This window comes from Odoribacter lunatus (assembly GCF_943193135.1).
Classification (GTDB): Bacteria; Bacteroidota; Bacteroidia; order Bacteroidales; family Marinifilaceae; genus Culturomica; species Culturomica lunata.
Genome location: NZ_CALPCZ010000002.1, coordinates 53,833 through 73,545 on the forward strand (window position 1 = coordinate 53,833; position 19,713 = coordinate 73,545).

Here is a 19,713-nt window from a genome sequence, read left to right on the forward strand (position 1 = left end):
TAATTCCCTGTCATTCCATCGGGCGGTAGTAGCGCAACCGGTAATCCGGCAACACCTCGGGATGAAATATCTTCACCAAGTCTTTCAACAAATAATCGGGACGTATCGGCACCTCCTCATAGTAAGGCACGATGCCCGTATTGCAGGTAAAGATACGCCGATTTTTCCAAGCGGCAAAATTGGCGTAAGGCGCATACTCGCTTTTCAAATCGGAATACCCCATTTCCTGCGCGCGGTTATACTTCATCAGCCAATAATCCGCCTCTCCGCCCTGTTCGAAGACCGTTTCAAACGCCAGCGGAAACGAGCCGGCGTGCGGGTCGTCCTTCCAGCAATAATCCGCTCCCGCGTCTTTCAGCAGGCTGCCCATATAACTGTTGCCTCCGGAAACGTACCACACGGCTCCGTATTTCTTTTCAAGGACGACCGTCGGACGTGCCTGCACGTCTTTCACCAAGGCTTTCACGTCCTCGTAAGCCTTTACGGTCTCCGCAAACAGCGAATCCGCCAATGTCTCCCGGTCGAAAAAGAGTGCCAGCAGGCGAATCCATTCCGCCCGTCCCAGCGGGGTCGGCTCCATATAATCCACGCATTTCACCTGCGGAATTCCCGTCTTCTCCACCCGCCCGTAAGGCGCGTTACTCAAAGGCGAAGTGACCATTCCGTCAAGATTCAGCTCAACCAGTCGCTCCACATCGGGCGCCGCCGCTTCGCCGACATCGACAATGCGTCCCGCTTTCAATCCCTCCTGCACAAAAGGCACGTCAATATAACGGGACTCGCACACGCCGACAATCTCCTCCCGGACACCCAACATATCCAGCCAACCGCAATGCACCGACGTTGCCGCCGCAATCCGCTTCAACGGCGTACGCACCAGCACCCCCTCGGGCAAACCGGCAGGCAGTTCCTTTCCACGCTCCACCAACACATAGCGCTGCAACAACTTGGTCGTATCCCACGGGTCCCGGATGCGGACTTCCGTGTATTCCGGCGTCCGGCGCACCGTGAAGCCGGTGGCGTATTCCACCCGCATCCCCTGACTTCCCTGGTCTCCGGAAACAGAAGAATTCTTTTGCTTGCAAGCTGCAAGCAAAAGAATCACAGTCAAATAAATTACGGCGCGCATATTATTTCACATAAACCACTTTCAGCGGATTCAGTCCTGCGCCAAACTTCGTCACCAAAGTTCCGTCCGTTTTATAAACATACACGTCTCCGTCATTTTTGTAATCGGAAGAGGTCAGATACAGATATTCGGTGACAGGTTCATAAGAAAGTTTGTAAGGTTTTACGATAGCGGAAGCATCCTTCACCCATTCTCCGGACAGCATTTCTCCTTTCTCAGTGTCGTACACCGGATAGGAAATTGTCTGATTCCAGTTGGCATCGTATTGGGAAAGCATCAGATAGAGCTTTTTACCGTCCGTTGCCATTTCGGTCGCATTTCCGACGGCGGTCACGGTATAATCCTTCGGGTTTATCTTCTGAAGCGTATTGGGAACATCGCCGTAATTTCCCATAGAAATACAATAAACATCACCATTGTCCACGGTTTTTAAAACTGTGGGATTAATTTCCACAGTTATTGTCTTTTCTACCTCAAACTTCTTCAGGTTGATGACGGAAACCGTCTTGTCATATCCCACCGGCGTATTGTAGTCCATTCCACCGGAGTTCGCCACAAACAATTTTCCATTGGAAACGGCCAGTCCTTCCGGATTCCGTCCCACTTCCACCTGTGCTTCCACGGTAAAATTAGAAGTATTGATTTTGGCTACATAGCCGTCATACAGACTAACATACAACTTATTGTCGGCATACGCCAGTGAACGCGGAGACTGTGGCTGTCCCTCACGTACCAAGGGAATGGAGGCAACTTCCACGAAATCGCGGGTCATCACCGAAATGCGGTTAGAACCGTAAATAGCTAAAAAAATATACTTTCCTCCGCAAAGAATGTCTTGTCCGCTGTCACCTAATCCTTTTGAGTTTTGAGCGGCATATACATCATTATTGTCGTAAGTCTGGGCAACAGGGTCATAATAGGTAATCGTTGAATTATTACTTTTGTATTTCCCATTGTTTAGTACATAGATACCTTCTTCTACGGTAATATCGTCACCATCATCATCACTGCACGATGCAAGGGTAAACGCACACAGGATAAACATCCACAAAGTCAGATAAAAACTTCTTGATTTCATTTCACTACATTTTAAATTAAACTATATCAAAAAACAACACTTGCACTCAGACGGTACGAACGTCCCGGCATCGGGTAGTACTGAATGACACTGTACTGCTCGTTCGTTAAATTGACCAAATCCGCTTGCAGGCGGAAACGGGTTCTGCCACGTTCAAACTCCCGGTTCATCGACAGCGTATGTTCCGCATAACGGTCTATGCGGTTAGCTCTGATGTTTTGCGGCAGGGCGTACCGTTCCCCGCAAACCACAGCGGTATAGCTGACATTGACCCAAGGCATAAGCAACGACGCCGACAACGAGCCTGAATGCCGGGGAGTATAAGGAATCTGGTGTTTGTAATTCTTTTCGTTCCTATCGGTCACGTCAACGGCTTTCTGCCACGTGTAAGCGCCGCTTACCTGACAGGTCATCCGATTCGCCACCCGAAATTCCATACCTCCCTTCACATCGCTTCCCCATATATCAACCCTGCCCATATTCATCATCTTCCACACGTACATCATCGGCAAAGCTACGATTTTGTCATCTACCCGATTGTAATAGACATCCGCCGTCAGATTCACATAATCCACCCCTTTCCATTGCCCCGACCAGGTAACGCCCGCATTATACTGCACGGCGGTTTCCGGTTTCAGATTCCGGTTGCCCATTCTTAGATAATACAAATCGTTGAATGTCGGCACCCGGAACACGTGCTTGTAAAACAAGCGGACATACAAATTCCGGTCAAGCCAGGGTTGCAGGGAAAGGCTCACGCCCGGAGAAAGTTTGCACTTGTCTTCCGGACAATCGCCGTTTGTCACCTTCTCCTTCACGTAAGTTGCCAGCAACACGCCGTTTACCGTGATCCTCTGATGCCGGTAGCGAGCGGTAAGAACCGTTTGGGAAGTATACCGTTCCGGATGAGGATTGTCCGTAAAATTGTTCGTCAATCGATTATAGGCAAAATCGCTCGCCAAAGCATAGGACATTCGTCCCCCGGGAGTGTACAGACCGCTCAGGGTGGCATAATACTCCTGCTGGATGTTCCGGTCAATCTGCTTTCCGCTTGCGTACTTATTATTCACATCCAAATAACGATTCCACGAATAATTATACTTCAACGCCCCTTTCAGCGCCCATTGCGGATTGAAACGCTTCTCGTAGCCGGTCTGGGCAAAGAAATTCCGGTCCCACAAACGCTCCCTGTTATAAGGATTATAAAAAATCACTCCGCCCGGCAGTCCCCGTTCCGACTGGAAATAATAAGCCTTTGCCGTCAGTGCGCTGCTGTCCCGGAGGGTAGTGTAAAGATTGGCTTCCGTGTGCCAGGAAAGAATATCCGAATTGTACCGCTTCTCCCGGGTAACCAGTTTCCCGTTCTTCAAAGTAAAAGGATAAGCGCCGTCCGCCCTCAAAAAGTCCCCGTCCACGGCAACGCGGGTTCGTTGCGTCAGCTTCCGGGCATACCGCAGATTCGGATTGACGAAGCCGAAAGAACCGCCTTTTATTCGGAACTGCCAACTGTCCCTCCGGTTTTCTCCGAATGACGGCTGTTGCGTCCGGATGCTTAACACCCCTGCCGAAGCGAACATCCGTGCCGACTGGAAAATGTCGTCCTCCTGTCCGACGGCGAGACTGACCTGCGATACATTGTCCAGGGAAAAACGCCCGATGTCGATTTGTCCCGCCTGGCAATTGCTGACGGCGATTCCGTCATACGCCACTGCCGTGTGATGCGCTCCCAGACTGCGCACCGATACTGTTTTCAATCCGCCGATGCCGCCATAGTCCTTCACGGTCACTCCACTGAAACGCCGTACGGCATCCGCCAGGCTCTGATAACCCAGGCGTTCTATTTCCGCACCGCTTACTACCTGTAACGGTGCCACGGAACGCACCACCGAAGGGCGTCGTACTCCCGACACATCCACCTGCTGTAATTGATGTACCCGAGCCGTATCTGCCGTCTGCGCGGCACTCCGGCAAAAAATGCCGACCAGTCCCCAAACGCAAAGTCCACACCGATAAAAAAACAAACGCATCAAACTCGTTTCCTTTAAACAATTATTACTATGCTTTGAAGAAAACGGGAAGGAAACCTATACCCGAAAACACGACGGAAACACTTTCCGTATGTCCTGTAAAACCCAAAATGTAAAACGTGCTAAAAACGCATACCTGATGTTTTCTACAGCTAATTCCTCGAAAGCCATTGAAAAAAATCGTTTTGCAGGTCTTCTGACTTACCCGGTCCAGGCGCCTTCTCATCTCCGGAGAGACAATGGCTAAAGTATGCCTGACCCATTATAGGCTTACAGCAGCGGGACTGTTCAGGATTCTCACCTGATTCCCATTTAATCCTTGCCGTCGAAGAACGGTTCGGAACAAAACGAAGGCAAATATACGCTTTATTTGAAAAACACAACTTCAAAACCCAAAAAATATATTCCGGAATATAAAAATACGGTCCGGGTACTCTTTGAAAGAGCCCGGACCGTATCTTATTTTCTCTATTTTATAACTACTTCTTCAATTCAAATCCCAACAACAGACCGTCGTAGTTTCCGGCCAGTGAAGCTATCGCAGAAGACTCTTTTGAAGTTACGCTCGTCAATATTTTCAAAGCTGCCATCAGTTTATCTGCCTTAAACAACAGATACATCGTCTTGCCTGTCACAATGACATTGGCTTTCATCGACAAACCCAATTTATTCGTCATGGTAAGTGTCTTTTCCTCCTTATCGAATACATACGTACCGTTTGAAGTTTTCTTTTTTAATGTCAGGCTGTATGTGCCATCTTCATTAAATACAAACACACTGTTTTCCAAGCCGAGTTTCTGATATATCGGCTCCATTTTACTTTCAATCCGGGAAGAAATTGTCTCGCTACCCGCTTGTGCCAAAAAATTTTCACTTTCAAAACGACATTCGGGCGCCGAATAATTCCATGTTCCGATAATTGTTTCGGCTGTCGTTATTTTATCTCCAAGCGCTGATTTCACGACTCCGGTCAAAACCGATTTCAAATCTTGTGCGGAAAGCGTCAAAGAGAATGCATACACAACCGCAACCAATAGTAATTTTTTCATAAACTTTTTTTCAGACTTACCTGCTCCAAGCGCCTTCCTATCTCTACTGCCGAAAAGCGAATCGGAACAAAATACAAACAAAAGTATAATTTATTTTAAAACTACGGAATTTGTTGAAAATTTTTTCCCGTGTTATTTGGATACACCAGTTCTGTGCAATCTTTCATTGAGACGGAGACGGATGGTGTTGATGGCGTTTTTTTGCTTAATCCAAAAAAGAATTTCTTCTGTGTCTCCGTTTTTCTGGAGTTCCAGAATTTTATCGTCGGCTTCCTGGGTGAGGATGTCTACCCGCCTCATTTTGTAATTGTCCAGGATTTTAGGAAGTAATTCGGACAATATTTTTTCCTCTGAAGCGATGGTGTCTTCCTGGGATTTCCACATTTTGCTCAGTTCATAAGGTTCGCTCAGGATGTTGGCAGCGATGCTGCTGATGGCAGGGTCGATGTGTCCAATAAAAAATTTAGCAGGGATAAAACCTGTGGTTTTATAGTTTTGTTGATATTCGTGCAGTATTTTGTTGAATTCCGGATGAAGCAGGTCTAAATCGTCATCGTTTAATTCGTGTATGATATATTCTCCGACGCTTACGGAACAAGTTCCGCTTTCGTTTTCTTCTTCGTAGAGCTCCGTGTCACCGAATAGCAATAGATAACGGATAATGACCATTTCTTCTATTTCGCACAGTTTTTCACTATTGTAAGTCGCATCAGGTTCATGGACTACTTTTACCGGAGGCGTTTCAGGGTGTTTCTTGTATTCGTTCTGAGGTGCTTTTTCATGGCGGATGCGGGCGATTTCATTGTAGAGTATGTTTTCCTCTACTTTCATCGTATTAGCGGTTTCCCTTACATATACCGAGCGGGTAATGGCGTCGGGAATCAGTGAAATGCTGTGAACGATGTCGCTGATTAATTTGGCTTTTTCGATGGGGTCATCTCCGGCTTGCCCCAACAGCAGCTTCGTCTTAAAATTAATGAAGTCTGTTTCGTGTTCCTGTATATATGCAAGAAGTTCTTCCGGAGTATGTGCCAAGGCAAAGGAATCGGGGTCTTCTCCGTCGGGTAGGGAAACAACCCGGACGTTTAAGCCTTCTTCCAGGACTAAATCTATTCCCCGCAAAGAGGCTTTTATACCTGCGGCATCGCCGTCATATATAATCGTGACGTTAGGAGTAAGTCTTCGGATTAACCGGATTTGTTCTATAGTCAATGAGGTGCCCGAAGAGGCAACGGTGTTTTCGATTCCTTTGCGATGAAAGGAAATGACATCCAGGTAGCCTTCGACCAAATAGCAGCGGTTTTGCTGGATAATGCTTTTTTTAGCGAAGTATATGCCGTAAAGGGTGCGGCTTTTATGATATATTTCCGATTCGGGTGAATTCAGGTATTTGGCACTTTTCTTATCATTAGTCATGATACGTCCGCCGAAAGCGATGATTTTTCCGGCAATGTCCCGTATCGGAAATATGACTCTTGCCCGAAACCGGTCGAAAAGTCCTCTGTCAGACTCGATGGTGAGTCCCGTTTTTATCAGAAATTCTTTTTTGTATCCTTTTTCAAGGGCGGATTTGGTGAAAGCGTCCCAGGCTTCGGGATTGTATCCTAAGCCAAATTTGCGGATAGTTTCTTCATCCAGCCCGCGTCGTTTGAAATAGCTTATTCCCACGGATTTTCCTTCGTCGGTATTGAATAGTTGGTCTACAAAGAAATCTTCCGCATAGTTGGTGACAATCAACATACTTTCCCGCTCGCTTTTCTCTTTTTTCTCCTCTTCGCTGAGTTCTTTTTCTTCAATCAGTATGTTATAACGGGCAGCGAGATAACGCAGGGCTTCAACATAAGACATTTGTTCGTGTTCCATGATGAAATTCACGACATTTCCCCCTTTGCCGCATCCGAAACATTTATATATGCCTTTGGCGGGAGATACGGTGAAAGAACCGGTCTTTTCATTGTGGAAAGGGCAGCAACCGACATAGTTAATGCCTCTTTTTTTCAGACTGACAAAGTCGGAGACAACTTCATAGATGTCTGCCGTATCAAATATCTTTTGTATGGTAGCCTGATCAATCATGTCACAAAGATAGATATTTTTCCGTATAGATAGCGGCTCGTGTTTTTTTACATCGTGATAAAACCATGATATAAAATTTTTTATATATTTGCGCCGCATTAAAGGAAACGATTTAAACAATAAACGTTTCCGTGTGATAAAGTTTTTCACAGACGATTATGAATGAAAATACTCATTTAAACGAAGAATTGGTATCGGCAATCTCGGAATTGTTTTTGACGTACGGTTTGAGGAGTACTTCAATGGATGATATTGCCACTCATTTGAAGATGTCGAAGAAGACGCTTTATCAGTTTTTTGAAAATAAGGACGATGTAGTAGAGCAGGTGGTTACGTATCGTATTGAAAAAGGCAGGGAGAAGCATACTTCCGATGAACTTTTGAAGATGACGCCGATACAGTTTCTATACAATATCAAGACACATATTTTAGAGAGTCTGAATACGCAATTGCCAGCGAACTATTTCGATATAAAGAAATATCATCCGGATGTGCATCAGCGGGTTTTAGCGGAGGAATCGACATTTATGGAGACCCTAATGGATACTGTGTTACAGAGAGGAGTTGCCGAAGGCTTCTTGCGGGAAGATACCGATATGAAATTGCAGGTGTATTTGCTGACGAGGCAGTTTTGTTTTTTCAGGGAGCAGGAATTTGAGAACAGCGGGGAGTATCCGATAGGGGATGTTATGTCGATGATTATAGAAAATTTCATTTTGGCTTTGGTAACGGAGAAAGGACGGCAGGAGTTTGAAAGAATAAAAAAAGAAATGATTAATAAATAAGTATATGAAAAAAGGAATAGGAGTAACTTTAAGTGCATTACTTTTTCCTTTGCTTTTGACAGCACAGACGAAAACACATGAATTGACGTTGTCAAAAGCGGTGGAATTTGCTATTGAGAACAATAAGCAATTACAAGTGTCCCGAAAAGACATTGATTTGTATAAGCAGAAAGTGCGGGAGTCTGTTTCACAGGGATTGCCTCAAGTGAACGGTAAACTGGATTATAGTACTAATTTCGGCTATAAGATGAATTTCGGAGGGAATGCGATTCAGATGAAAGACCAGTCGAATGTAGGAGTAACGGTGTCGCAATTGATTTTTAGCGGACAATGGATTTTGGGAGTGCAGACCAGTCGGATTGCGGAGAAAATTGCCAATCAGCAGGTGGATATCACGGAATTGGATATAAGGGAGAATGTGTGTAATACATATTATACCATTTTGGTGAGCGAGCGGTTACAGGGTATTGTTCGTCAGAATATGGATAATATGGAGGAGATTTATAAGCATACGCAAAATATGTATGATGCCGGGACGGTGGAATTGACGGATGTTGATCAGATTCGTATCAATGTCGGTCAGTTGAAAAATAGTTTGCTGGCATTGGAGCGGACGATAGAAGTAAGTTATAATTTACTGCGCCTTCAATTGGGCTTGCAGGCGGAAGATGGGGTGAAACTTACGGAGTCTCTGGAGTATTTTTTGGGACAGGAGGATTATGTGAAATTGTCGGTAAAACAATTTGAGATTAACAACAACGCCGAATTCCAATTGATGCAGACCCAAGAAGAGTTGAGCAAGAAAATGGTTGGTTTGCAGCGTTGGACGTATGCTCCGACAATAACAGGCAGTTACGGATATAATTATAAGATATTGAAACCGGCGTTTGATATGAGTCCGAAACATTCGGCGTCTTTAACTATGAATATTCCTATTTTTTCCGGTTTGCAGCGGAAATCTCTATTGGAACAGGCGAAGATAGAATTGGAACAAACCTCTCTTAATAAGAGTTTGCTGGAAGACCAATTGAATGTAAACGAGAGGCAGTATAAGTATGAGTTGAAGAATGCGACGGAAAACTATCTTTTGCAGAAAGAAAACATTGAAGTGGCAAAGCGGGTACTTGCCAATGCACAACGTAAATATGAATTCGGAGCCATGTCCAGTTTGGATTTGACACAAGCGAACAATAATTATTTAGAGGCGGAGAATAATTACACAAATGCTTGTTTGACATTGTTGCAGGCGGAAACGCAGCTTGAAAGATTATATAATGAAATTAGTTACTAAACGGAATAACGACAAATAATAATAAAATGGTAAGGAATATTGTTTTAACCGGACTGACAATAGCGTTATTAACGGGTTGTTCGTCAAAAAAAGAGGATAGTCAGAATACGGAAGTGGTAGAGGCTATTCCGGTAAAAGTAATGGTATTGGAGAAACGAAATATTGCCAAGACATTGGACTATACAGCGACACTTCAGGCCGATGAACAGGTTTATTATGCTCCGGCAGCAGCAGGCAGAATCGGCAAGATTTATGTAGAAGTGGGCGATAGAATAAAGAAAGGACAGTTGCTGGTGGAAATGGACCCGACTAATTTCCAACAGGCGAAAGTACAGTTAAAAAATTTGGAAACGGAATACAACCGGGCTGTGAAGTTGAATGAAACCGGAAGTATTTCAAAGCAGGCATACGATGCGGCTGTAACGAATTACGAGGTGGCCAAATCCAATTATGATTTCTTGAATGAAAATACTAAGATGTTGGCCCCCTTTAACGGTATTGTTACGGGCAAGTATTTTGAAAACGGGGAGTTGTATACGGGAGTTGCCGCAGGCGGAGCAGCCAAACCTTCTATTATCGCCATCGAGAAAATCAATCCGTTGAAAGCTTACGTGAATCTTTCGGAACAGTATTTCCTGGCGGTGAAGAAAGGGACGAAGGTAGAATTGAAGTGCAGTATTTACCCGGACCGTGTTTTTGAGGGCACTGTAAGTATAGTATATCCTACCATTGATCCGGCATCGCGTACATTTACCGTTGAGGTGAAGATTCCGAATAACGACGAGGCGTTGCGTCCCGGCATGTACGGTACGATAAATTTCTTTATCGGAGAGACCGAAACGCTTGTGGTGCCTGCGTTGGCAGTATTGAAATTACAGGGAGCCAATAACCGTTATGTATTTTTGAACAAGGACGGTAAGGCCAAGCGGGTGGAAGTTACCCTGGGACGCCGTTTTGAGGATCAGGTGGAAATCATCAGCGATGAAATTCACGAAGGGGACGAGCTGGTGGTTGTCGGCCAGGGAAAACTGGTCGACGGCAAAGCGATGGATATAAAGCAGTAATGCCGATATGTTTAATTTAATATGCAATTTGAGGAATGAGTATATACAATACAGCGGTAAATAAGCCGATTTCCACCCTGATGGTCTTTTTGGCCATTCTGGTACTGGGAATTTTCTCCTACGTACAGTTGCCGGTGGACCAATACCCGAAGATGGACCCGCCTTACATAACGGTAATGGCGACGTATCCGGGGGCCAATGCCTCGGATATTGAGGAGAATGTGACGAAGATTCTGGAGAATCAGTTGAACTCTGTGGACGATCTGAAGGAACTGACTTCTACTTCTTACGACAATCTGGCGGTCGTAGCTTTGGAATTTGAATGGGAAGCAAATCTGGACGAGGCTTCCAATGACGTGCGTGACGCAGTGGATAAGGCCATGCAGAATTTGCCGGACGACATCGACCGTCCCACGATTATGCGCTTCAATACTTCCATGATGCCGATTCTGATTTATGCGGTGACGGCGAAAGAATCTTATCCGGGTCTGGATAAAATTCTGGACGATAAGCTGGTTACCCGTCTGAACCGGGTGGACGGAGTGGCCTCCGTAACTTTGGCGGGCGCTCCGGAGCGGGTGGTTTATGTGGAAGTCGATCCCAACAAATTGGATGCTTATAATCTGACATTAGAGCAGATTGGGAATACGATTTTAGCAGAGAATAAGGATGTGCCTTCCGGTAATGTCAAAATGGGATTAGCGGATTATACATTCCGTGTTGAAGGTGAATTTGATGAGAGTGATGAGATAAAAGACATCGTGCTGGGTACCCGGAATAACAAGACGATTTTCTTGCACGATGTAGCTAAGGTCCGGGATACATTAAAGGATATAACGTTAGAGCAATCAATAAACCGGGGCAGGGGCGGAGTTTTGTTGGTAACGAAACAGACGGATGCCAATGCGGTGGCTATCGCCAAGCAGGTAAAGAAAGAGCTGGCAGCCGCGCAGAAAGATTTGCCTACGGATATTAATTTTGAGATTATTGTCGATAATTCCGATTTTATCGTGAAGTCTATCAATAATCTTCAAGATTCACTGAAATATGCTTTAATATTTGTGGTGTTGGTGGTATTCCTGTTTTTGGGACGCTGGCGTGCTACATTTATTATCGCATTGACAATACCGATTTCATTGATTGTAGCATTCATTTACCTATTTGCGACGGGTGAGTCTTTGAATGTAATTTCACTTTCTTCGCTTTCTATTGCCATTGGCATGGTCGTTGATGATGCGATTGTGGTATTGGAAAACATCACGAAACACATTGACCGGGGAAGCCGTCCGCGAGAAGCAGCCAAATATGGAACGAATGAAGTATGGTTGTCGGTAATTGTAACGACTTTGGTAACAGTGGCCGTATTTTTCCCGTTGACCTTGGTGACGGGAATGACCGGGATATTGTTTAAGCAGTTGGGATGGATTGTATGTATTACGGTTTGTACCTCTACAGCAACGGCAATCTCTTTGACGCCGATGCTGTGTTCGCAATTGTTGAAAATACAAGAGGCGCAGAAAGAGGGGAAATTCAGTTTTTATCATTTTGTAACCGCAACCTTGGACCGTTTGGACAATTGGTATGAACATTTGGTTCGGTGGTCATTGAGACACAAAACATTCATTATATGCTGTATGTTTGGTGTATTCTTGGGGTCTTGCAGTATGATGAAATATATCAAGACGGACTTTATGCCCCAGAATGATGAAGGTTCCATGAGCGTATATGTGAAGATGCAGACCGGACAACGCGTGGAAGAAACGAAGCGGGTGGCTTTGGAGATTGATTCCGTAATGCGGGCTGAAATTCCGGAATTGAAGATTATAAATTTGTCTTACGGTAGTGAGGAAGAAGCGTCGTTTGCTTCTATGATGAATAGTACGGGAAATAATATTCTGAATATGCGTGTGAGGGTGAAAGATTTGAAAGAACGTGACAGAAGCATATTTGAGATTGCAGACCAATTGCGCGGCATCTTAAAGCGTTTTCCGGATGTATTGGAATACACGGTTTCTACTTCATCCAATTCGATGAGCAGTAATACGGTGGATATTGAGATTATGGGGCATGATTTCGATATGACCAGTCGTCTGGCTAATGAGATAGCCAATAAAGCCAAAGGAATCCGGGGAGCGGAGGATATTAAAATCAGCCGGGATAATGACAAGCCGGAGTTAAGGTTGTTTTTGAATAAAGACAAACTTGCCCAGCACGCTTTGACAACTTCGGAGGTAGGACAAGCGTTGCGTAATCGTATTTATGGTTATAGAAACAGTAAATTTAAGGAAGACGGTGAAGAATATGATATTATAGTCCGTTTTGAAGAAGAATTCCGGTCATCCATTACGGAATTGGAAAATATTCTGATTACGGATGGAAAAGGAGAGAAAGTTCGTTTGAAGGAATTAGGAGAAATTCGGGAATATTATTCTCCGCCTAATATTGAGAGAAAGAGTAAGCAGCGTATGCTGAAAGTCTCCATTACCCCTGCTGCCGGATTTGCTATGGGAGAAATTGCAACGGAAGCACAGAAACTGATAAATGAAATGGATAATGTTCCTCAAGAGGTAACGATGTATATTGGTGGAGGTTATGAGGACCAGCAGGAATCGTTCAGTTCATTAATGGTATTGTTGTTACTCTCCTTGATGTTGGTATATATCGTGATGGCAGCGCAGTTTGAGTCATTCAAGATGCCGTTTATCATCATGCTGGCCATCCCGTTTGCATTTACTGGGGTAATATTGGCATTGTTGCTGACAAATACAACTTTGAGCGTAATTGCAGCATTGGGAGCAATTATGTTGGTCGGAATTGTGACGAAAAACGGTATTGTATTGATAGACTTTATCAACTTAATGCGCGAGAGGGGCGTTCGTTTGTATGACGCCATCGCTCAAGCCTGCCGTTCCCGTCTGCGTCCGGTATTGATGACCTCTTTGACAACCATATTGGGTATGGTACCGATGGCATTAAGTGTGGGGGAGGGTTCTGAAACATGGCGTCCGATGGGGGTTGCCGTTATCGGTGGTATGGTGTTCTCAACAATCATTACATTGGTAATTGTACCGGTTGTATATGCAGCAATGGATAAGAGCGGAAGCCGTAATAAGAAAAAGGCACTTGCCAAACAGTTTAAGTTTATGAGTGATTTTGATCCGGAACGCGATTTGCCGAGGGAATAATCTAAAATTATGACGTATGAAAGCAGTATTTATAACTTATAATCAAGCTTTGACAGAACGGGTGTCTTTTATCTTGGAGCAATTACAGATAAAGGGCTTCACACAGTGGCCTTTGGTCAATGGGGCCGGGACGGAAACAGGAGAACCGCGTATGGGTTCCCATACGTGGCCTGAAATGAATTCCGCCACAATTACCATTGTGAAAGATGAAATGGTTCCGTTGATACTTAAATATGTGGAAAAACTGGATAACGTAAACAAAGAAAATGGCATCCGGGCATTCGTTTGGGATATTACGGATATGTATTGATAGTTGAGGAGAATCTTTGATGAGGAGAGGCTGCCTGACGGTTAAACGTTATGCAGCCTCTTTGATTATAAATAAGTTGCAGGGTAAAGAGTTTTAATTATTTTTGCCTTGAATTTGAAAAAATATGACAGGTAGTAGGTTTTGTTAAATTTTTAACTCCGGTGTGGAGTACGCACGTACTCCGCATCGGAGTCAATGCCTTCTCCGTACCGGCGTACGAGCCTACTCCATACCGGAGTAAGGAACTACTCCGAAAAGGTGGCTGTATACCGCTTATAATAATTTAAAGTAGATATTGGATATGCGAACAAATCGAGGATTTCATTTATTTTTCTTGGCAGTTGTCTGTTTCTTTACATTTTTTATTCATAATGAGGTCATATATCCGGACATTATGGAAGCCCGCAATCTGACGACAGCAAGAGAAATGGTGGAATACGACAATTGGTTGGTACCTACCATGAACGGGACTCTCCGGCTGGAAAAGCCTCCTTTGCCGACTTGGGTAGCAGGGATGATAGAATGGGTGGCTCCGGATAATATTGGTCTTCAAAGAGCGGCAGCGGGATTGATGGCGTCATTGTTAGTATTTTTCATGTACTTCTTAGGAGCAAGAACGACTAAAAAGTCTCTTTATGGCTTGATTTCTGCTTTGGTCTTGTGTACTTCTTTCAATATCATTTTGATGGGGAGAACAGCGACATGGGATATTTATTGCCACAGTTTTATGTTGGGAGCCATCTACTTTTTCTATCGGGCTTTTGAATCGGAAGGTGCACATTGGCGTGATTTTTTATGGGCGGGAGTCTTTATGGGATTATCGTTTTTGGGAAAAGGTCCGGTGTCGTTTTATGCCCTGCTTTTACCTTTTTTACTTTGTTATTTTCCGATATACCGTCCCTCCGTTAAAGGGAAAATCTTTCCTTTACTGATAATGGTATTGGTTTGTTTGGCAATAAGTTTGTGGTGGCCTATTTATCTTTATTTATATCATAAAGACATGGCCATGTTTGTAGCAGCGAAGGAATCTACCGCATGGTTGGAGCGAAATGTGCGGCCCTGGTATTATTACTGGAAATTTTTTCTTGAATCCGGAATTTGGTCATTATTTTTAGTGACGGCTCTTATATGGCCCTATTGGAAAAAAAGAATAGCCTTACGGAAAGAATATATTTTAATGGTGAGTTGGACGTTTGCCATATTGATTTTGTTGTCATTGCTGCCTGAAAAGAAAACCCGTTATTTATTGCCGATACTTATTCCTTCAGCCTTGGTGATAGCTCATGTTATTCTCTATTGGCATGAAAAAGCAAAAAATGCAGGATGGTTATTGGGTTGGGATAAACTGTTTTTTCGGATTAATACGTTACTAATAGCTTTGATAGCGTGTTGTTTGCCTATAGGAATTGGGGTGTATTGTTTTATGTTAATGGGGGGGGGTATAGGAGTAATTATGTTTATTCTGACCGCTTTGTTATTTCTGTTGTCTGCCATTATTCTATTCCGTGCTGCATTAAAAATATGTCCGTTGTACTTTTTGGGAGGCGTGGTGTTTCTGTTTTTTATTGTAGAGGCATTTATGATGCCTTCCATCGCCGGGCTCTTTAATAATCCGGAAATGAAAAGTATAAGGGAAGTTAGAAATATGGAAATATTGAAGGAAATACCCTTTTATTATCCCGAAAATGAAGAATTGAGAATAGAATTGGTATATGAAGCCGGAAGGAGAATATTGCCATGGAATATAACAAGTGATACCTTGCCTGTTCTATCGATGGTATTGGTTTCAGCCGAAAGTGCGGAAGAAATCTTATCCGATACGCTCAAGTCCCAGGTGAATATGAAATTTATCGGGAAATTTGATGATAATCGCCGGAAAGCGAATACAAAGCGGTATTCGGATATATTTGTACGCTATGTTACACTGCTTGAAATGAAAAAAGTCCCGTAATACGGGACTTTTTAGTTGAAACTCCAATGAAATTGATTTAGTCATTCAGAGTGAATCTTACGAATGAAGTAACCGTCAAGTCTTTATCATGGCTTTGCATGTAAGATTTAACTGTTTCTTTCGGTTCTTTTACAAATGCTTGATTCAAGAGTGTAGATTCTTGGAAAAATTTGTTCAAGCGACCTTGAGCAATTTTCTCAAGCATATTTTCCGGTTTTCCTTCTTCACGGGCTTTTTCTTTACCGATTTCCAATTCGTGAGCGATTACATTTTCCGGAACATCGGTTTTATCAACGGCAATAGGAGCCATAGCTGCAGCTTGCATTGCAACATCTTTTTTAACCTGCGTTTCGGCAGCTTTGTTGAAAGCAACAATCGTAGCCAATTTATTACCCGGGTGGATATAAGCAATAGTATCTTCGCCTTCCACTTTGCCATAAAAGCTTAATTCCAATTTTTCACCGATAACACCGGTTTGTTCTGCAATCTGATCAGCAATAGTTCTTCCGTCAATTTTTAATGCCAATAAAGCATTCAAATCGGCCGGCATATTGGCGAATGCAGTATCCAGAATACTCTGGGTGAACTTGATAAAGTTTTCGTTTTTAGCGACGAAATCCGTTTCACAGTTCAAACTTACCAAAGCGGCTTTTTTACCTTCTGCGTGTGCTAATACACAACCTTCTTTTGCTTCGCGGTCAGCGCGTTTGCTGGCAACGATAAGACCTTTCTTACGGATGATGTCGACTGCTTTGTCAAAATCACCTTCAGCTTCCTGAAGGGCATGTTTACAGTCCATCATTCCTGCGTTTGTTGCGTGACGCAACTTCATCACATCAGCTGCTTTTATTTCCATCTTAATTCATTTTGAATTTTAAAATTTCAGATTCCGATGTAAACCGGAATCTGAAATCATACTTAATTATTCTTCCGTTACTTCGGTCTCTTCAACTTCAACCTCTTCTTCCTCTACGTCTTCTTCTTCGGAGTTTGCTTTCTCGGCTTTTTTAGTAACCGGTTTTTTATCTCCTTCCTTTTCCCGTTCTGCTTTTCTTTCATTCAAACCTTCTTTAATAGCATCGGCAACATTGTCGATAATTAAAGAAATTGAAGTGGAAGCGTCATCATTACACGGGATAACGAAATCAATATTATCCGGATTTGAATTGGTATCAACCATAGCAAATACCGGAATACCCAACGTTTTGGCTTCTTTCACGGCGATGTATTCTTTCATTACATCAACAACGAAAAGAGCTGCCGGAAGACGGCTCAAATCTGCGATACTTCCCAGGTTCTTCTCCAATTTGGCACGTTGGCGTGCGATTTGGAGTTTTTCTCTTTTTGACAAGTGATCGAAAGTGCCGTCTTTTTCCATCTTGTCGATGGTCGTCATTTTTTTCACAGCTTTCCGAATCGTCGGGAAGTTGGTCAACATACCGCCCGGCCATCTTTCGGTTACGTACGGCATATTGATATTAGAAATTTTTTCTGCAACAATGTCCTTAGCCTGTTTCTTTGTTGCAACAAACAGAATTTTTCTTCCTGATTTAGCGATTTGTTTTAAAGCTGCAGAAGCTTTATCAAGCATAATCGCTGTTTTATTCAGGTCAATGATGTGGATATCGTTACGCTCCATGAAAATATACGGAGCCATTTTAGGATTCCATTTACGGGTAAGGTGTCCGAAGTGACAACCTGCATTCAATAATTCGTCAAAACTTGCTGACATAAATAATTTTTTAAAAAGTTTACATTCTTAATTTTTAGCAATTGCCGGGTAGTTCTTATCAGAAGTCCCGTCAATTTAGATACTAAACTGCTATTAACGTTTAGAGAACTGGAATCTCTTACGAGCTTTCGGCCGACCTGGTTTTTTACGTTCCACTTCACGGGAATCGCGAGTCAGGAATCCGGCTGCTCTCAATTGAGATTTGTTTTCTGCATTAATTTCAACTAAGGCTCTGGCAATACCTAAGCGTAAAGCTTCTGCTTGTCCTTTAAACCCACCCCCTACAAGATTTACTTTGATGTCATACTGACCGCTTACACCCAGTAATTCAAGAGGTTGTTTTACGATATACTGAAGAGTAGGTAATGTGAAATATTCTTCAACACTTCTTTTCTTGTTGATGACAATATTACCTTTTCCTTCGCTAACATAAACGCGAGCAACTGCTGCTTTTCTTCTGCCGATTGTATTAACTACTTCCATACCTTATTAATTAAGTGAGTTTAAATCAATTTTTTTCGGTTTTTGAGCTTGCATAGTGTGCTCTCCGCCAACAAAAATATGAAGGTTTTTCATGACCGCTCTTCCAAGACGGCTTTTCGGAAGCATACCTTTCACGGCATGTTCAATAACTCTTTCCGGATGAGTAGCCAATACGGCAGCCGGAGTTGTGTGACGTTGTCCGCCGGGGTAGCCGGTGTGACGGGTGTATTGCTTGTCGGTTAATTTGTTACCGGTCAAAGCAACTTTCTCTGCATTGATAATGATCACGTTGTCACCGCAATCAACATGAGGAGTGAAAGACGGTTTGTACTTACCTCTTAAAAGCTTTGCAACCTTAGAAGCAAGACGTCCCAAAACCTCATTCTCTGCGTCAATCAAAACCCATTCTTTTTGAGCTGTGGCTTTGTTGACGTAAGTCGTTTTGTAACTAATTTGATCCACTTTTTTGTTAATTTAAATTATACATCTGTTTGTATTTCAGTGTGTTGTATGCTCGCAATTCAGAGAAGACAAAAACAACGCGGTAGTCGGGCAGACTTAAAATTTTTGCTTCCGGAATGTGCCTGCAAGATAAATGGCTAAGGTTCAATCTTACAGTTTAAAGCATATACCACTCCAAAATGGAGGACAAAAATATATAAAATATTCTTATACTCAAATACTTTGAATAAAAAATGTAAAAACGTTTTTTTTCATAGATTGCTTTTTACTTCTTACTTTTTATTCTATCTTTGCGCCGTTTTACTTCAAGAATTGTGGATAAACTGAAAGAATATAAAGTGGCCTTCAGGGGTTTAGGTGAAGGGAAGCACAATTTTGATTACATATTGGACAGCCGTTTTTTCAATTGTTTTGAAGCTACGAAAGGAACGGAGGCAAATGTAAAAGCTAACGTAGAGATTGTAAAAACTGCGTTATTAATGGAAGTAAAAATAAATATAGATGGAACGGTAAAAGCGATATGTGATCGTTGTTTGGGGATGTTTGATTTATCGGTAAAAGGTGAAATGAACCTTTATGTAAAGCAAACGGAGCGGGATACTGGAAATGATGATGACTATATTGTAGTGACGGCAGATGATGATTACTTGGATTTGAGTTCTTATTTATATGAAACATATATGTTGAATTATCCTATGCGGGTTGTACATAAAGAGGGAGAGTGCGAGGCGGAAATGGAAGAAGTATTGGATAAATATATTGTGGAAGAGGAAAATAAACCGACGGATTCCCGTTGGGATGAATTGAAGAAATTAATTAATAACTAAATAAAAGAGAGAAATGGCACATCCGAAACGAAAAATCTCAAAACAGAGAAGAAACAAAAGAAGAACTCATGATGCATTGACTGTTGCTGCAATAGCTAAGTGTTCAAATTGTGGTGCTGCTGTACAGTATCATACTGTATGCCCGGAATGCGGATATTACAGGGGTAAGTTGGCTATCGAAAAACCGGTAGTTGCATAATTCTGACTATACGGGATGGTATTATCATACACAGCCCCCTATAGGTTAGGGGGCTATGCTTGTTT

General features: G+C 43.0%; 17 protein-coding genes and 1 riboswitch. Of the genes, 8 read left to right on the forward strand and 9 right to left on the reverse strand.

Annotated elements, in window-relative coordinates; all coding sequences use genetic code 11:
• Window positions 1-10: 10 nt before the first annotated feature.
• The 5 genes from NFR61_RS01710 to dnaG all read right to left on the reverse strand — a co-directional run bounded on the left by NFR61_RS01710 (window position 11) and on the right by dnaG (window position 7,359).
• Window positions 11-1,129 carry an ABC transporter substrate-binding protein gene (locus NFR61_RS01710; RefSeq protein ID WP_251620020.1) on the reverse strand — a complete coding sequence of 373 codons (1,119 nt, stop codon included), beginning with the start codon at window positions 1,127-1,129 and terminating at the stop codon, window positions 11-13.
• 1 nt (window position 1,130) lies between these two features.
• Window positions 1,131-2,207, reverse strand: a complete 1,077-nt coding sequence (locus NFR61_RS01715) for a YncE family protein (protein WP_251620021.1) — start codon at window positions 2,205-2,207, stop codon at window positions 1,131-1,133.
• A gap of 26 nt (window positions 2,208-2,233) precedes the next feature.
• Window positions 2,234-4,234: a TonB-dependent receptor plug domain-containing protein gene (locus NFR61_RS01720; RefSeq protein ID WP_251620180.1), complete on the reverse strand. Its 2,001-nt coding sequence runs from the start codon at window positions 4,232-4,234 to the stop codon at window positions 2,234-2,236.
• 169 nt (window positions 4,235-4,403) lie between these two features.
• Window positions 4,404-4,597, reverse strand: a riboswitch (cobalamin riboswitch).
• Between the two features lie 116 nt (window positions 4,598-4,713).
• Window positions 4,714-5,283, reverse strand: a complete 570-nt coding sequence (locus NFR61_RS01725; RefSeq protein ID WP_251620022.1) for a DUF4923 family protein — start codon at window positions 5,281-5,283, stop codon at window positions 4,714-4,716.
• Window positions 5,284-5,415: 132 nt separating this feature from the next.
• Window positions 5,416-7,359, reverse strand: coding sequence for a DNA primase (gene dnaG, locus NFR61_RS01730; RefSeq protein WP_251620023.1), 1,944 nt, complete (start codon window positions 7,357-7,359; stop codon window positions 5,416-5,418).
• A 158-nt stretch (window positions 7,360-7,517) separates the two neighbouring features.
• Here dnaG and NFR61_RS01735 point away from each other — a divergent pair, with 158 nt between their 5' ends.
• The 6 genes from NFR61_RS01735 (at window position 7,518) to NFR61_RS01760 (ending at window position 15,945) form a co-directional block, all read left to right on the forward strand.
• Window positions 7,518-8,144: a TetR/AcrR family transcriptional regulator gene (locus tag NFR61_RS01735; protein WP_251620024.1), complete on the forward strand. Its 627-nt coding sequence runs from the start codon at window positions 7,518-7,520 to the stop codon at window positions 8,142-8,144.
• 4 nt (window positions 8,145-8,148) lie between these two features.
• Entirely contained in the window at window positions 8,149-9,435 is a 1,287-nt protein-coding gene (locus NFR61_RS01740; RefSeq protein WP_251620025.1) for a TolC family protein, read from the forward strand.
• A 26-nt stretch (window positions 9,436-9,461) separates the two neighbouring features.
• Window positions 9,462-10,499, forward strand: a complete 1,038-nt coding sequence (locus NFR61_RS01745; RefSeq protein ID WP_251620026.1) for an efflux RND transporter periplasmic adaptor subunit — start codon at window positions 9,462-9,464, stop codon at window positions 10,497-10,499.
• 35 nt (window positions 10,500-10,534) lie between these two features.
• A complete protein-coding gene (locus NFR61_RS01750) occupies window positions 10,535-13,684 on the forward strand; it encodes an efflux RND transporter permease subunit (protein WP_251620027.1) in 3,150 nt (1,049 codons plus the stop codon).
• A gap of 16 nt (window positions 13,685-13,700) precedes the next feature.
• Window positions 13,701-13,994, forward strand: a complete 294-nt coding sequence (locus NFR61_RS01755) for a PG0541 family transporter-associated protein (RefSeq protein ID WP_251620028.1) — start codon at window positions 13,701-13,703, stop codon at window positions 13,992-13,994.
• A 301-nt stretch (window positions 13,995-14,295) separates the two neighbouring features.
• Window positions 14,296-15,945, forward strand: a complete 1,650-nt coding sequence (locus NFR61_RS01760; RefSeq protein ID WP_251620029.1) for an ArnT family glycosyltransferase — start codon at window positions 14,296-14,298, stop codon at window positions 15,943-15,945.
• Between the two features lie 37 nt (window positions 15,946-15,982).
• Here the strand turns inward: NFR61_RS01760 and tsf are convergent, their stop codons facing one another.
• From tsf to rplM, 4 genes are all read right to left on the reverse strand, one after another.
• On the reverse strand, window positions 15,983-16,801 hold the full coding sequence (gene tsf / locus NFR61_RS01765) for a translation elongation factor Ts (RefSeq protein ID WP_251620030.1): 819 nt from the start codon (window positions 16,799-16,801) through the stop codon (window positions 15,983-15,985).
• A gap of 66 nt (window positions 16,802-16,867) precedes the next feature.
• On the reverse strand, window positions 16,868-17,677 hold the full coding sequence (rpsB, locus tag NFR61_RS01770; protein ID WP_251620031.1) for a 30S ribosomal protein S2: 810 nt from the start codon (window positions 17,675-17,677) through the stop codon (window positions 16,868-16,870).
• A 93-nt stretch (window positions 17,678-17,770) separates the two neighbouring features.
• Window positions 17,771-18,160 carry a 30S ribosomal protein S9 gene (gene rpsI, locus NFR61_RS01775; RefSeq protein WP_251620032.1) on the reverse strand — a complete coding sequence of 130 codons (390 nt, stop codon included), beginning with the start codon at window positions 18,158-18,160 and terminating at the stop codon, window positions 17,771-17,773.
• Between the two features lie 6 nt (window positions 18,161-18,166).
• The gene (gene rplM, locus NFR61_RS01780; RefSeq protein ID WP_251620033.1) at window positions 18,167-18,622 is read right to left on the reverse strand and encodes a 50S ribosomal protein L13; all 456 of its coding nucleotides are present in this window, start codon (window positions 18,620-18,622) and stop codon (window positions 18,167-18,169) included.
• Between the two features lie 314 nt (window positions 18,623-18,936).
• Here rplM and NFR61_RS01785 point away from each other — a divergent pair, with 314 nt between their 5' ends.
• On the forward strand, window positions 18,937-19,449 hold the full coding sequence (locus NFR61_RS01785) for a YceD family protein (protein ID WP_251620034.1): 513 nt from the start codon (window positions 18,937-18,939) through the stop codon (window positions 19,447-19,449).
• 13 nt (window positions 19,450-19,462) lie between these two features.
• Window positions 19,463-19,648 (forward strand): 50S ribosomal protein L32, encoded by a 186-nt coding sequence (gene rpmF, locus NFR61_RS01790; protein ID WP_251620035.1) that lies wholly within the window; start codon window positions 19,463-19,465, stop codon window positions 19,646-19,648.
• The last annotated feature ends 65 nt before the right edge of the window (window positions 19,649-19,713 follow it).